The sequence below is a fragment of the Pseudomonas sp. UBA5666 genome (assembly GCF_002420785.1).
Taxonomy (GTDB): domain Bacteria; phylum Pseudomonadota; class Gammaproteobacteria; order Pseudomonadales; family Pseudomonadaceae; genus Aquipseudomonas; species Aquipseudomonas fulva.
Genome location: NZ_DIIQ01000008.1, coordinates 1 through 12,814, shown reverse-complemented (window position 1 = coordinate 12,814; position 12,814 = coordinate 1). Strand labels below are relative to the sequence as shown.

At 63.0% G+C, this 12,814-nt stretch carries 13 protein-coding genes; 8 read left to right on the top strand and 5 right to left on the bottom strand.

What is annotated here, in order from left to right; genetic code table 11:
* The first annotated feature begins 226 nt into the window (after positions 1 to 226).
* The 4 genes from rfbC to B2Y33_RS05360 are packed head-to-tail and all read left to right on the top strand — an operon-like array spanning position 227 to position 4,484.
* A complete protein-coding gene (rfbC, locus tag B2Y33_RS05375) occupies positions 227 to 772 on the top strand; it encodes a dTDP-4-dehydrorhamnose 3,5-epimerase (RefSeq protein ID WP_027914103.1) in 546 nt (181 codons plus the stop codon).
* Between the two features lie 42 nt (positions 773 to 814).
* A complete protein-coding gene (locus B2Y33_RS05370) occupies positions 815 to 2,629 on the top strand; it encodes a sensor histidine kinase (RefSeq protein ID WP_206405230.1) in 1,815 nt (604 codons plus the stop codon).
* Positions 2,626 to 4,029 carry a sigma-54-dependent transcriptional regulator gene (locus B2Y33_RS05365; protein ID WP_206405231.1) on the top strand — a complete coding sequence of 468 codons (1,404 nt, stop codon included), beginning with the start codon at positions 2,626 to 2,628 and terminating at the stop codon, positions 4,027 to 4,029. Before B2Y33_RS05370 ends, B2Y33_RS05365 begins: the two co-directional genes overlap by 4 nt.
* Positions 4,029 to 4,484: a YiiD C-terminal domain-containing protein gene (locus tag B2Y33_RS05360; RefSeq protein WP_206405232.1), complete on the top strand. Its 456-nt coding sequence runs from the start codon at positions 4,029 to 4,031 to the stop codon at positions 4,482 to 4,484. The genes B2Y33_RS05365 and B2Y33_RS05360 overlap by 1 nt, the downstream gene beginning before the upstream one ends.
* A gap of 132 nt (positions 4,485 to 4,616) precedes the next feature.
* On the opposite strand, the gene cysQ is transcribed toward B2Y33_RS05360, so the two are convergent.
* Entirely contained in the window at positions 4,617 to 5,435 is an 819-nt protein-coding gene (gene cysQ / locus B2Y33_RS05355) for a 3'(2'),5'-bisphosphate nucleotidase CysQ (protein ID WP_028688174.1), read from the bottom strand.
* A complete protein-coding gene (gene nudE, locus B2Y33_RS05350) occupies positions 5,432 to 5,998 on the bottom strand; it encodes an ADP compounds hydrolase NudE (RefSeq protein ID WP_023535727.1) in 567 nt (188 codons plus the stop codon). The genes cysQ and nudE overlap by 4 nt, the downstream gene beginning before the upstream one ends.
* A 63-nt stretch (positions 5,999 to 6,061) precedes the next feature.
* On the opposite strand from nudE, the gene yrfG reads away from it, so the two are divergent.
* Positions 6,062 to 6,724, top strand: coding sequence for a GMP/IMP nucleotidase (gene yrfG, locus B2Y33_RS05345; protein WP_028688175.1), 663 nt, complete (start codon positions 6,062 to 6,064; stop codon positions 6,722 to 6,724).
* Positions 6,725 to 6,783: 59 nt separating this feature from the next.
* Here the strand turns inward: yrfG and lysM are convergent, their stop codons facing one another.
* Positions 6,784 to 7,224 carry a peptidoglycan-binding protein LysM gene (lysM, locus tag B2Y33_RS05340; RefSeq protein WP_027914110.1) on the bottom strand — a complete coding sequence of 147 codons (441 nt, stop codon included), beginning with the start codon at positions 7,222 to 7,224 and terminating at the stop codon, positions 6,784 to 6,786.
* Between the two features lie 192 nt (positions 7,225 to 7,416).
* Here lysM and fdhD point away from each other — a divergent pair, with 192 nt between their 5' ends.
* The 3 genes from fdhD (at position 7,417) to B2Y33_RS05325 (ending at position 11,273) form a co-directional block, all read left to right on the top strand.
* The gene (fdhD, locus tag B2Y33_RS05335; protein WP_027914111.1) at positions 7,417 to 8,247 is read left to right on the top strand and encodes a formate dehydrogenase accessory sulfurtransferase FdhD; all 831 of its coding nucleotides are present in this window, start codon (positions 7,417 to 7,419) and stop codon (positions 8,245 to 8,247) included.
* A gap of 5 nt (positions 8,248 to 8,252) precedes the next feature.
* The gene (locus B2Y33_RS05330; RefSeq protein WP_049696772.1) at positions 8,253 to 10,598 is read left to right on the top strand and encodes an FdhF/YdeP family oxidoreductase; all 2,346 of its coding nucleotides are present in this window, start codon (positions 8,253 to 8,255) and stop codon (positions 10,596 to 10,598) included.
* Between the two features lie 195 nt (positions 10,599 to 10,793).
* The gene (locus tag B2Y33_RS05325; protein ID WP_027914113.1) at positions 10,794 to 11,273 is read left to right on the top strand and encodes a glycine zipper domain-containing protein; all 480 of its coding nucleotides are present in this window, start codon (positions 10,794 to 10,796) and stop codon (positions 11,271 to 11,273) included.
* 229 nt (positions 11,274 to 11,502) lie between these two features.
* On the opposite strand, the gene B2Y33_RS05320 is transcribed toward B2Y33_RS05325, so the two are convergent.
* Positions 11,503 to 11,928 carry an acyl-CoA thioesterase gene (locus B2Y33_RS05320; RefSeq protein ID WP_288632778.1) on the bottom strand — a complete coding sequence of 142 codons (426 nt, stop codon included), beginning with the start codon at positions 11,926 to 11,928 and terminating at the stop codon, positions 11,503 to 11,505.
* Between the two features lie 135 nt (positions 11,929 to 12,063).
* Positions 12,064 to 12,814 (bottom strand): phosphoenolpyruvate carboxykinase (ATP) (locus B2Y33_RS05315; protein ID WP_288632777.1); only part of this gene is annotated, 751 nt, incomplete at its 5' end.

The following is a 12,814-nucleotide window of genomic DNA, read 5'->3' as shown; positions in this document are numbered from 1 at the left end:
TAAAAAGCGTTTATAACCGATATAAATCCATCTTTAAACAGAATAGCGTTCGAGAAGGCGCATAATATACGGATTATATTTCGATAATAATCGGCAAATACGTGACGCTCGTCGTGCGCAACCTAACCCTAGCAGTGTTCAGACCGTTGTCGGGCGCTCTTCTGGACAGGACAAGCACGCGTCTGCCAGCTAGGGTCATAACGCATAGCCTGCAGAGTGTTTCCCGATGAACGTGATAGCCACTGCCCTCCCCGAAGTGCTGATCATCGAACCCAAGGTCTTCGGCGACAGCCGAGGTTTTTTTTTCGAGTCCTTCAACGCCCGCGAGTTTGCCCGGCTGACCGGCGCCGAGGTCGAGTTCGTCCAGGACAACCACTCGCGCTCCGGCCGGGGCGTGCTGCGTGGGCTGCATTATCAGGTGGCCAATACCCAAGGCAAGCTGGTGCGCGTGGTACAGGGCGAGATCCGCGATGTGGCCGTGGACGTGCGCAGGCACTCGCCAACATTCGGCCAGTGGGTGGCGGTGCACCTGTCGGCGGAAAACCATCGTCAGTTGTGGATCCCAGCAGGCTTTGCCCATGGCTTTGCGGTGATGGGCGATTCGGCGGAGTTTCTGTACAAGACCACCGACTACTACAATCCCCAGGCTGACCGCTGCATCCGCTGGGACGACCCGACGCTGGCCATTGACTGGGGCCTGCAACAGCCGCCTGTGCTGTCAGACAAGGACAAGGTGGGCGTGTCGTGGGCAGAAGCACAAGTGCTGCCTTAACTAGCGCATAATTGCATCAGACTTTTCTGACGCAATGATGTGATGATCGCCAAGAACACCCCTCCTCGCCGCCCCCGTTGGCGCAGCCTGGCCTTACTGGCGCTGTGCCTGGTGCCGCTGCTATGGCCGCTGCATCACCTGGCCGAGCGCTATTACCGGCAAGAACTGGCCTCGCAGAACCGGCAGACCCTCGACCTCTATGTCGCCAACCTGCTGGGGACGCTGCACCGCTATGAAACCTTGCCGCAGATCCTTGGCGATTTGCCGGCCTTGCGCGGGGTGCTGGCCGATCCGTTCCGCCTGGAGGCGGTCACCAATGCCAACCGCCTGCTGAAAAACATCGTGCAGCAGACCGGCGCCGAGGTGATGTACCTCATGGACGTCAGCGGCAACACCTTGGCGGCGTCCAACTGGGACAAACACGACAGCTTCGTGGGGCGTAACTTCGCATTTCGCCCTTACTTCAACGAAGCCATGGCCGGGCACCTCGGTCGTTTCTTCGGCCAGGGCACCACGTCTGCAAAGCGGGGGTATTTCTTTGCCGCCGCCGTGCGCGACGGCGAACGCATCGTCGGTGTGCTGGTGGTGAAGGTCGACCTCGATCATACCGAGACCTTGTGGGGCCGCACGCCCGAGCAACTGCTGCTGACCGATCACAACGGCGTGGTCATCCTCACGTCACGCCCGGAGTGGCGTTTTCGCGCCACCCGTCCGCTGACCGCGGCCGAGCGCCAGGCCATCATCGCCATCCAGCCGTACCCGACCCAGGCACCCCAGCCGCTGGTGATCAGTGACGATGCCTGGATCACCCAGACCCGGGCCATTCCAGAGACCGGCTGGCAGGTCAGCATCCTTGCCCCGCGCATCCTGGTGGACCGCGCCGCGCAGACGGTTACGGCCATCGGTGCCGGCGCTCTGCTGGTCATCGTGCTGCTGACTGGCCTGGTGATGCAGCGGCGCCGTCATTACATGGACCGCATCGACTTCGAGGCTCGTGGTCGTCAGCAGCTCGAACAGCGCGTGGCCGAGCGCACCGCCGACCTCGAAGGGCTCAACGCGCGCCTCAAAAGCGCCGTGCTCGAACGCGAAAATGCCCAGCAGGAGGCCGTGAGGGCCCAGGACGAACTGGTGCAGGCAGGCAAGCTGTCGGTGCTGGGCACCATGTCGGCGAGTATCAGCCATGAGCTGAACCAGCCCCTGGCAGCCATTCGCAGCTATGCGGAAAACGCCGAGATCCTGTTGGACCATCAACGTACCGAGGACGCGCGCGGCAACCTGAAACTGATCGGCGAACTGACCGGGCGCATGGCCTCGATCATTGCCCACCTGCGCGCCTTTGCCCGCCGTGACCGCCACGCGCCGGAAAGCGTAGCCCTGCAACCGGCCCTGGACGATGCCCTGGCCCTGCTCGCCAAACGTCGCCGGGCAATGGCGGTGGAGCTGGTGCGCGACCTGCCTGAAGCGACGCTGTGGGTGCAGGCGGGCGAAACCCGCCTGCGTCAGGTATTGGGCAACTTGCTGGCCAATGCCCTGGACGCGCTGACCGAGAAGGCCAACCCGCGCCGGTTGTGGATAAGTGCAGAGCAGCAGGACGATTGCGTTTATCTCTCCATTCGCGACAACGGCCCCGGCTTCACCCGTCAGGCACTGGAGCATGCCATAGAGCCCTTTTTCACCACCAAGACCCGCACCCAGGGGCTGGGCTTGGGCCTGGCCATCTGTGACAGCCTGATGCGCACCCTGGGGGGAGAACTGTTGCTGGCCAACCACCCCGAGGGCGGTGCGGTGCTGACCTTGAAAATGCGTGTAGCCCCGCCGGGTGCCACCTTGCCCAATTCAGAGGATTCTTCGGCATGAGCCCCGAGACACTGATCGACAGCCGCGCCCAGGTGATCCTGGTCGACGACGACGCACACCTGCGCCAAGCCCTGAGCCAGACGCTGGACCTGGCCGGGCTCAAGGTCGTGGCACTGGCCGATGCCCACGGCCTAGCCGAGCGCATTCCAACAGATTGGCCGGGGGTTGTCGTCAGCGATATCCGTATGCCGGGCATCGACGGCCTGCAGCTGCTCGAGCAGCTGCATGGCCTGGACAGCGAACTGCCGGTACTGTTGATCACCGGGCACGGCGATGTCCCGCTGGCGGTACAAGCCATGCGCGCCGGTGCCTATGACTTCCTGGAAAAGCCCTTCGCCAGCGACGCCCTGCTCGACAGCGTACGCCGCGCCCTGGCACTGCGCCAATTGGTGCTGGAGAACCGTAGCCTGCGCATGGCTTTGAGCGACCGCCAGCAACTGGCCACGCGCCTGGTAGGCCAGTCCGCGGCCATGCAGCGCCTGCGCGAGCAGATCGGCGCGCTGGCCGGCACGCGAGCGGACGTATTGATCCTGGGTGAGACCGGGGCTGGCAAGGAAGTGGTCGCCCGCGCCCTGCACGACCTGTCGAGCCGCCGGGACGGGCCCTTCGTGGCCATCAACGCTGGCGCTTTGGCCGAATCGGTGGTCGAGAGCGAGCTGTTTGGTCATGAGCCTGGCGCCTTCACGGGCGCGCAAAAACGCCGCATTGGCAAGTTCGAATTCGCCAATGGCGGTACGTTGTTCCTTGATGAAATCGAAAGCATGAGCCTGGATGTGCAGGTAAAGCTGTTGCGCATGCTGCAGGAGCGCGTCGTCGAGCGATTGGGTGGCAATCAGCTGATACCGCTGGATATCCGCATCATCGCCGCCACCAAGGAAGACCTGCGCCAGGCCGCCGATCAGGGCCGTTTTCGTGCGGACTTGTATTACCGCTTGAACGTGGCGCCCTTGCGTACTCCACCGCTGCGCGAACGTGGCGACGACATCCTGATGCTCTTCCAACATTTCGCCGATGCGGCCAGCCAGCGCCATGGCCTGGGGCCGCACGCGCTGCAACCTGCGCAACGGGCCTTGCTGTTGCGCCATGACTGGCCGGGCAATGTGCGCGAACTGCAAAACGCGGCCGAACGCTTTGCCCTCGGGCTGGAGCTGGCACTCGATGGCCAGGCGCCGCCTGCAACCAACGCGCCCGCCCCCGTCACCGGCAACCTGAGCGAGCAAGTGGAGCACTTCGAGCGCTCGTTGATCACTGCCGAATTGGCCCAGCCTCATGGCTCGCTGCGTAGCCTGGCCGAAGCGCTGGGTGTTCCACGCAAGACGCTGCACGACAAGTTACGCAAGCATGGCCTGAGTTTCGAGGGCGGTGGCGGTGGCCACGACGACCATGAGGAAACCCGTTGATGAGCAAGCCGATTCACCCGCTGCAGACAGTACTTCACGGCGATATTCCACTGACCCGGGAGATGGGCCTGGAGGTGCTGGACTGGCAAGGGCATACCCTGCGCCTGCACCTGCCATTGGCCGCCAACGTCAACCACAAGAACACCATGTTCGGTGGCAGCCTCTATTGCGCCGCGGTCCTGGCCGGCTGGGGCTGGTTGCACCTGCGGCTACAGGAATTGGGCATCGATGATGGGCATATCGTCATTCAAGAGGGGCAGATCAGCTATCCGCTGCCGGTTACCGGCGCCGCCGTGGCCAGTTGCGCTGCACCGGACGAGAAGGCCTGGTCGCGGTTCCTGACAATGTATCAACGGCGTGGGCGGGCACGGCTGACGCTGGAAACGGCAGTGAGCAACGTGGGCAGTGATGAAGTGGCGGTGCTGTTCAGCGGGCAGTATGTGTTGCACAGGTGAGCGGCGGGGTGATCGCGAGTGATCAACTGTTAGTCTTGTGTGAAGGCGAGCATCTAAGGCCGCTTAGCGGCCCTTTCGGCCCTCAAACGATGAGCAGTTTTCAACACCCAACGCCGCACTGACTCTTGTGAATCAAACAAGCGCAAGCAAGGCCTCTCGCCAACCAGCCCCCGCCGGCAGGGCCAGGAAGTAGGGATTGAGCAGCGATTCGCGCGCCGGATAACGGAAGGGTTGGCCGTCGACCTCGATCACCTCGCCCCCGGCACCTTCGACCACACCCTGAGCAGCCGCCGTGTCCCACTGGGAGGTCGGCGCCAAACGCGGGTAGCAGTCGGCGCTGCCTTCGGCCAGCAGGCAGAACTTCAGCGAACTGCCCACCGAAACCAAATCAAGCGGCCCCACCGCAGCACCCAACCCGTTCAGCAAAGCCTCTTGCCGAGGGCTGGAGTGCCGGCGGCTGGCAACCACGGTGAAAGGCGACCCGGCAGGCGGGGTGGCGCGCACCTGGATGGCCTGCGCGGTTTCACCCCGCTCCGCTCGCCAGGCACCCAGGGCCCGGCCGCCGAAATAGCAACGCCCCGAAGTGGGCATCGATACCACCCCGAACACCACCTCGCCCTGATCGATCAAGGCAATGTTGACCGTGAATTCCTCACTGCCGGCAATGAACTCCTTGGTGCCGTCGAGCGGGTCGACCAACCACCAACGGCGCCACTTCTGGCGCTCCACCAGTGGGATATCGCAGTCTTCTTCGGACAGAACGGGAATGTGCGGGGCCAGAGCCTGCAAGCCCTCTGCAATCACCTGGTGTGCAGCTAGGTCCGCAGCCGTGACGGGCGAGTCGTCGGCCTTGTTGACGACGGCCACATCGGCGCGCCAGAACGGCAGGATCGCCTCGCCCGCCGACAGCGCCAACGCCACCACGCCCTGCATCAATTGCTGATCGTTCATAGTGCCAGTACCCCGCGCTGGATCAGCAGGTCACGGGCCAGGTACAAGGCAGCCAGCGCGCGACCTTCGCTGAACTGCGGGTGCATGGCCAAGGCCGACAGCTCCCGCAGGTTGACCTTGTCCACGCCCATCGGCTCCGGCTCATCGCCTTCCAACCGTTCCTCGTACAGGTCGGTGGCCAGCACCACCTGGATTTTCTGGCTCATGTAGCCCGGAGACAGGGAAAGCTCGGTCAGGTGCTCCAGTTGCCGTGCACCAAAGCCGGCTTCTTCCTTGAGCTCTCGGTCAGCTGCCGCCAGCACGTCCTCGCCGGGCTCGATCAGGCCCTTGGGTAGGGACAGTTCATATTCGTCAGTTCCGCCGCAGTACTCTTCGACCAGGACCGCGTGCTCGGCATCGAGCATGGCCACGATCATCACCGCGCCATAACCGTTGCCCCGGCCCACCAGCCGCTCGTAGGTGCGTTCCACGCCGTTGCTGAACCGCAACTCGACGGCCTCGACTCGGAACAGGCGGCTGCTGGCGACGATCTCGCGGCTGAGGACGGTAGGTTTCTGGCGCATGGGGGGCTCCTTGGCGTGAACGGGTTACTATACCGTGGCTTGCCGACCGAACGAGAGTTTCCCATGCCTGTTCTTCCCTGGTCCGCCATCGACACCGTCCTGCTGGACATGGATGGCACACTGCTCGACCTGCACTATGACAACCGCTTCTGGCTGGAGCACCTGCCGCAGCGCTATGCAGAACTGCACGGCGTGAGCCGGGCGATGGCGCAGCTGGAACTCGAACCGCTGTTCGAGCGCAACGCCGGCACGTTGAACTGGTACTGTCTGGACTTCTGGAGCCGTGAGCTGCGCTTGCCGATCCGCGAGCTCAAGCGCGAAATCGCCGACCTGATCGCCTTGCGACCCGATGCCGATACCTTTCTGGCCGCGATCAGCCAGGCAGGCAAGCGGGTAATCATGATCACCAATGCACACCGCGATTCACTGTCGCTCAAACTCGAGCGCATCGAACTGGCACCCTACTTCGACCGCATGATCAGCTCCCACGACTATGGGTTTCCCAAGGAAAGCCCGCAGTTCTGGGATGCCTTGCAAGCCGATATCGGCTTTGAACCTGCCCGCAGCCTGTTCATCGACGACACATTGCCCATCTTGCGCAGTGCCCGGCAATTCGGGGTGGGCCACTTGCTGGCGGTGCGTCAGCCGGACAGCCAGGCTCAGCCTCGGGATACCGCAGAGTTCGCAGCTGTCGAGGACTATCGGGAATTGCTGCACGGACTGTGAACGCAAACCCGCGCCATGGGCGCGGGTTGCGGTGACAAGCCTATAGACAGGCTTACCCGTTACTCGGGAATACGCAACACCTGGCCCGGGTAGATCTTGTTCGGATCCGACAGCATGGGCTTGTTGGCCTCGAAGATCTTCTGGTACTTGTTCGCATCGCCGTACACCCGCTTGGAGATGGCGCTCAGGGTATCGCCCTTCTCCACGGTCACGAAGCGCGCAGCCTGGGCTACTGGGCCGGTGACGGTGATCTGATCGTCGACGCTGGCCACACCTTCAATGTTGCCGGCTGCCAGAATGATCTTCTCTTTCTCTTCCTGGCTCGCTACCTCGCCCTTGAGGGTGACTGTGTCGCCTTCCACGGTGGCGGTGATGTTGGGGTTACCCAACCCGACGTTTTCAACGTGCTTTTTCAACTGCTCCTCGGCCTTGGCATTGCCGGGGGTTAGCAGATCGATCAACTTCTCGCCTGCTTCCTTCACAAAGCTGAATAGACTCATGACGCTCTCCTTGTTGATGTGAAACCGTTGGACAGTGAAGTCTAGGCCATGACTCAGTCAGTCATCGCACTGCGACCTATCGACGCGGTCTATCACGGCATAGACCCTAGCAATTAGACGTCGCCGGCGGGCAAGCCTAGGCTTGTAGCCTCAGTAAGCCGGCGCCCAATCGCCGATCAAGAGCACGCCTGGATGAACAGCAAGCCACCGTTCTGTGCGGCCTCGTTACCGTTAGCCCTGCCCGCCGCCAGCACTACCTATGATTACGTCCAGCTCGGCGATGGCCAGCCTGGCAGCACGCCACTGGCCGAAGAAGTCGCCCTGGCGATCGTGTACAACGGCCTGAACCAGGCCGTCATGCTCGTCAGCCCGACCGACCTGGAAGATTTTGCCGTTGGTTTTAGTGTGGGCAGCGGCATCGTTGAAAGCACCGCCGAAATCTACGACGTCAAACTGTCGGGAAGTGGCGCGTCGATGTACGCGGACCTGGAAATCTCCAGCCGCGCTTTCTGGAACCTGAAGAACCAACGCCGCCAGCTGGCCGGCACCAGCGGCTGTGGCCTGTGCGGCGTCGAAGCCCTGGAGCAGGCGCTGCCGGACCTGGCCAAGCTGCCCGGCGCCCCGTTGCCGCCTGCACAGTGGCTGGTCGGCCTGCGCCAGCGCATCGACGCCTTCCAGCCGCTGGGCCAGCACTGCGGCGCCGTGCATGCGGCCTTGTTCATGGACCGCCATGGCGAACTGCTGCTGGGCCGCGAAGATATTGGCCGGCACAACGCCCTTGACAAGCTCATTGGCGCACTGCTGCGCCAGGGCATCGACAGCGGCGGCGGCCTGGCCATCGTCACCAGCCGTTGCAGCCTGGAACTGATCCAGAAAGTACTGCGCGCCGGCATCCAGACCCTGGTCAGCCTGTCGGCACCAACGGGCCTGGCCCTGCAATGGGCGCGCAGGCACAACCTCAACCTCATTCATTTGCCCAAACACAGCGCACCGCGGGTCTACAGCCCGGCGGCGGAGTCGTAACAGCCGTGACCTCGTACCAGCCTATTCCGAAAAACGCCCCAGCCTCTTCCCCTCGCTACAAGCCCTACCACGGCCCTGCCGGCGGCTGGGGTGCACTGCGCAGCGTGGCCAAAGCCTGGGTTGGCAGCGACAACCCGCTGAAGAACATCCGCGCCCTGCTCAAGACCAACCAGAACGGCGGCTTCGATTGCCCGGGTTGCGCCTGGGGCGACTCGCCCGAAAGCGGCATGGTCAAGTTCTGCGAAAACGGCGCCAAGGCCGTCAACTGGGAAGCCACCAAACGCCGCGTGGACGCCGCCTTCTTCGCCCGCTACAGCGTTACCTCGTTGTTGCAACAAAGCGACTACTGGCTGGAGTACCAAGGCCGACTGACCGAACCGATGGTGTACGACGCCACCAGTGATCGCTACCAGCCCATCAGCTGGGACGCCGCGTTCGCCCTCATCGGCCGAGAGCTGAACAAGCTCGCAAGCCCTGACCAGGCCGAGTTCTATACCTCCGGGCGCGCCAGCAACGAAGCGGCGTACCTGTACCAGCTCTTCGTGCGCGCCTACGGCACCAACAATTTTCCGGACTGCTCGAACATGTGCCACGAGGCCAGCGGTGTGGCGCTGGGGCAGAGCGTCGGGGTGGGCAAGGGCACCGTCACGTTCGAGGATTTCGAGCACGCCGATGCCATCTTCGTCTGGGGCCAGAACCCGGGCACCAACCATCCTCGCATGCTGGACCCGCTGCGCGATGCGGTGAAACGCGGTGCGCAGGTGGTGTGCATCAACCCGCTCAAGGAGCGTGGTCTGGAACGCTTCCAGCACCCGCAAAACCCGCTGGAGATGCTGACCAACAGCGACCGCCCCACCAATACCGCGTTCTTCCGCCCGGCGCTGGGTGGCGACATGGCCATGCTGCGCGGCATGGCCAAGTTCGCCCTGCAATGGGAGCGTGAAGCGCAAGCCAAGGGCGAGCCGGCGGTCTTCGACCACGCCTTCATCGCCGAGCACGGGCACGGCCTGGACGACTACCTGGCGGTGGTCGATGCCACGCCGTGGGCGCATATCCAGCAGCAGTCGGGCTTGGCACTCGAAGACATCGAACTGGCCGCCCGTATGTACTGCCGGAGCCAGCGCGTGATCATGTGCTGGGCCATGGGCATCACTCAGCACCGTCACTCGGTGCCGACCATCCAGGAACTGGTCAACCTGCAAATGCTGCGCGGCAACATCGGCGCGCCAGGGGCCGGATTGTGCCCGGTTCGCGGTCACAGCAACGTGCAGGGCGACCGCACCATGGGTATCAACGAGCGTCCGCCTGCCGCCCTGCTCGACGCCATCGAAGCGCGCTTCGGCTTCCCGGTGCCGCGCAAGAACGGGCACAACACCGTCGAAGCCATCCATGCCATGCTCCAGGGGCACGCCAAGGTGTTCATCGGGCTAGGCGGCAACTTCGCCCAGGCCACACCTGACACCGAGCGCACCGCGCGGGCGCTGCGCAACTGCGAACTGACCGTGCACATCAGCACCAAGCTCAACCGCAGCCACCTGGTTCACGGCAAGCAGGCGCTTATCCTGCCTTGCCTGGGCCGCACCGATATCGATATGCAAGCGGACGGGCCTCAGGCGGTCACCGTCGAAGACTCGTTCAGCATGGTCCATGGCTCCAATGGCCAGCTCAAGCCACTGTCCCGGCAGATGCGGTCCGAACCTGCGGTCATCGCTGGCATCGCTGCAGCCACCCTGGGCAAACACCCTGTGGACTGGCAATGGCTAGTGGCCGACTACGACCGCATTCGAGCCCTGATCGCCGACACCATTGCAGGCTTCGCTGATTTCAATCAGCGCATGCGCCAGCCTGGGGGGTTCTATCTGGGTAATAGCGCCGCCCGGCGCGAGTGGGCCACGGCCAATGGCCGCGCCAACTTCAAGGCCAACCTGCTGCCAGACTCCCTGATCGACGAGCGTGTACGTAACAGCGGCCAGGTACCGGACTTGGTACTGCAATCGATGCGCTCGCACGATCAGTACAACACCACCATTTATGGCCTGGATGACCGTTACCGAGGCGTACGCGGCCAGCGCGACGTGTTGTTCGCCAACGAAGCCGACATTGTTCGGCTGGGCTTTGAGCCTGGCCAGAAGGTCGACATCGTTTCACTGTGGGGGGATGAGCATGTACGCCGCGTGCGCGGCTTCACTCTGCTGGCGTTCGACATACCTGCAGGGCAGGCAGCGGCCTATTATCCAGAAGTGAACCCGTTGGTGCCGCTGGAGAGCATTGGCGAGGGTAGTCATACACCCACGTCCAAGTTCATTGCGATCAAACTGGAACGCGCAGAGGACGACGGGCGAATACTCTGAATGAAAAAGCCCTGGTCCAATACAGGAGCAGGGCTGGGTCACAAGAGCATAAGACCGCAAAAAAAAGACAAAGTTTCACTTATAAATCAATGAGTTGACGAATTGTGTACAACCCGTGCAATTCGTCGGATATTCGTTGCCACTGGCTGCAGATAGAAGCACATTCGCCTCGTCATCACTCTGAGGCTCTCTTGAATGAAGAAGTACTCCTCGATTCTGTTGTTGTCTTTCAGCTTGCTCAGCGGCGTTGCCATGGCAGGCGGCTCCACCGAGGCCGGCATTGGCGGCGCATTGGGTGGGGTACTGGGCTCAGTCGTAGGCCAGTCCATCGGTGGTAGCACAGGCGGCGCCATAGGCGCAGGCCTGGGCGGCGCCGCCGGCAGTGCGGTGGGCGCCGACAAACGTCAGCGTGGCGAAGCGGCCATCGGCGGTGCGCTGGGCGCAGCAGGCGGCAACGTGGTGGGCCGTACCGTTGGCGGCACCACCGGCAGCTACATCGGTGCAGCCGCTGGCGGCGGCGCCGGCGGTGCCTTGGGCAACTACATGGGCAACAAGGCTGATCAGGATGATCGCCGCGACCATCGCCGCTACCGCCGCGACTACGACGACCGCCGTCACTGGGACCGTGGTCACCATTACGGCCACCGCAAGCACGGCCGTCATCGCCACCCTTGATGGGTCAGCGGTAACCGCTGCGCAAAGACCCCGCCTTGAGGCGTAATGCTGTTCACTTAAGCGTGTTGGGGCCGTTTCACGGCCCATCGCGGCACAAAGGCCGCTCCCACGATGCCCAGTGAGCCCGCTAACTCAAGCGTCACGCAGTCACTGTAGGAGCGGCCTTGTGCCGCGATGGGTCGCGGAGCGGCCCTAAATGAACAGCATTACGCCTTGAGGCGGGGTTTTTTCATGGGGCCTGCTCTGCAAGCGCCGCTAACTGCGCCGGCAGCGCAACCGGCTGGCCACTGGCTCGGTCAATGAAAACCTGCACCACCGTCCCCGCCGAACAAGCCTGGGCTTCACCAGGACGATACAGCGCCAGCCGGTACTCCACGGTGCTCCCAGCCAGACGCGTCACACCCAGCGCAACCTCCAGTACGTCCGGAAAGCCCCGCAGGGCATAGAAGTCCGCCGCCGAGCTGACCACGAACGCCGCCAATGCGCCGTCGCGCAGATCCAGTCCGGCTTGCTCAATCAAAAAGGCCTGAATGGCCGTTTCGAAATAAGCATGCACGGTCGAGCCCGCGATATGGCCGTTGGCGTCGTTGTCTTGCGCGCGGGTCAGGATCGGATGCACGTGAGAAAAGGCAGTGCGCTGAGGAGGCTGGATCATCGGGCAGGCTCGCGGTTTCACATTGGATGGACACAGTGAATCAGAAAATGAGCCGTTTGACCGAACTAACCTTTTTGAAGCTCCCAGCAAAAAGCCGCCTCGAAGGGCGGCTTTTTTACTACAACCTGCTTCAGCTTACAGCTGAGGACCCGCAGCCTTGATGGCATCGGACACATCGAACTTCTTGAAGTTTTCGATGAACAGGTTGGCCAGGCCCTTGGCGGCTTCGTCGTAGGCAGCCTTGTCAGCCCAGTTGGTGCGCGGGTTGAGCAGGTCAGTCTCGACGCCTGGTACCGACTTCGGTACGTCCAGGTTGATGATGTCCAGGTGCTCGGTTTCAGCACCGACCAACGCGCCGCTCTGGATGGCAGCGATCACGGCACGGGTGGTCGGAATGCTGAAGCGCTTGCCCACACCGTAGCCACCGCCCGTCCAGCCGGTGTTAACCAGGTAGACCTTGGAGTTGAAGCCGTTGATGCGCTTGATCAGCAGCTCGGCGTATTCACCAGCAGGACGCGGGAAGAACGGCGCGCCGAAGCAGGTGGAGAAGGTCGACTTGATGCCGCCGCCCGAGCCCATTTCGGTGGAGCCGACCAGCGCGGTGTAGCCGGACAGGAAGTGGTAGGCCGCCTGCTCGTTGTTCAGGATCGACACGGGAGGCAGTACGCCAGTCAGGTCGCAGGTCAGGAAGATGACCGCGTTCGGCTCGCCACCCAGGTTCGCCTCGGAGCGCTTGGCCACGTGCTCCAACGGGTAGGCGGCGCGGCTGTTCTGGGTCAGGCTGACGTCGCTGTAGTCGGCGTGCTTGTTGGCATCGAGCACGACGTTTTCCAGCACGGCGCCATGCTTGATGGCTTTCCAGATGACCGGCTCGTTCTTCTCGGAC

Coding starts and splice junctions, on each gene's coding strand:
- B2Y33_RS05325 (WP_027914113.1), top strand. CDS start 10,794: ATGAAGAAGTACTCCTCGATTCTGTTGTTGTCTTTCAGCTTGCTCAGC.
- nudE (WP_023535727.1), bottom strand. CDS start 5,998: ATGCGCCAGAAACCTACCGTCCTCAGCCGCGAGATCGTCGCCAGCAGC.
- yrfG (WP_028688175.1), top strand. CDS start 6,062: ATGCCTGTTCTTCCCTGGTCCGCCATCGACACCGTCCTGCTGGACATG.
- fdhD (WP_027914111.1), top strand. CDS start 7,417: ATGAACAGCAAGCCACCGTTCTGTGCGGCCTCGTTACCGTTAGCCCTG.
- B2Y33_RS05365 (WP_206405231.1), top strand. CDS start 2,626: ATGAGCCCCGAGACACTGATCGACAGCCGCGCCCAGGTGATCCTGGTC.
- B2Y33_RS05320 (WP_288632778.1), bottom strand. CDS start 11,928: ATGATCCAGCCTCCTCAGCGCACTGCCTTTTCTCACGTGCATCCGATC.
- B2Y33_RS05360 (WP_206405232.1), top strand. CDS start 4,029: ATGAGCAAGCCGATTCACCCGCTGCAGACAGTACTTCACGGCGATATT.
- cysQ (WP_028688174.1), bottom strand. CDS start 5,435: ATGAACGATCAGCAATTGATGCAGGGCGTGGTGGCGTTGGCGCTGTCG.
- rfbC (WP_027914103.1), top strand. CDS start 227: ATGAACGTGATAGCCACTGCCCTCCCCGAAGTGCTGATCATCGAACCC.
- B2Y33_RS05370 (WP_206405230.1), top strand. CDS start 815: ATGATCGCCAAGAACACCCCTCCTCGCCGCCCCCGTTGGCGCAGCCTG.
- lysM (WP_027914110.1), bottom strand. CDS start 7,224: ATGAGTCTATTCAGCTTTGTGAAGGAAGCAGGCGAGAAGTTGATCGAT.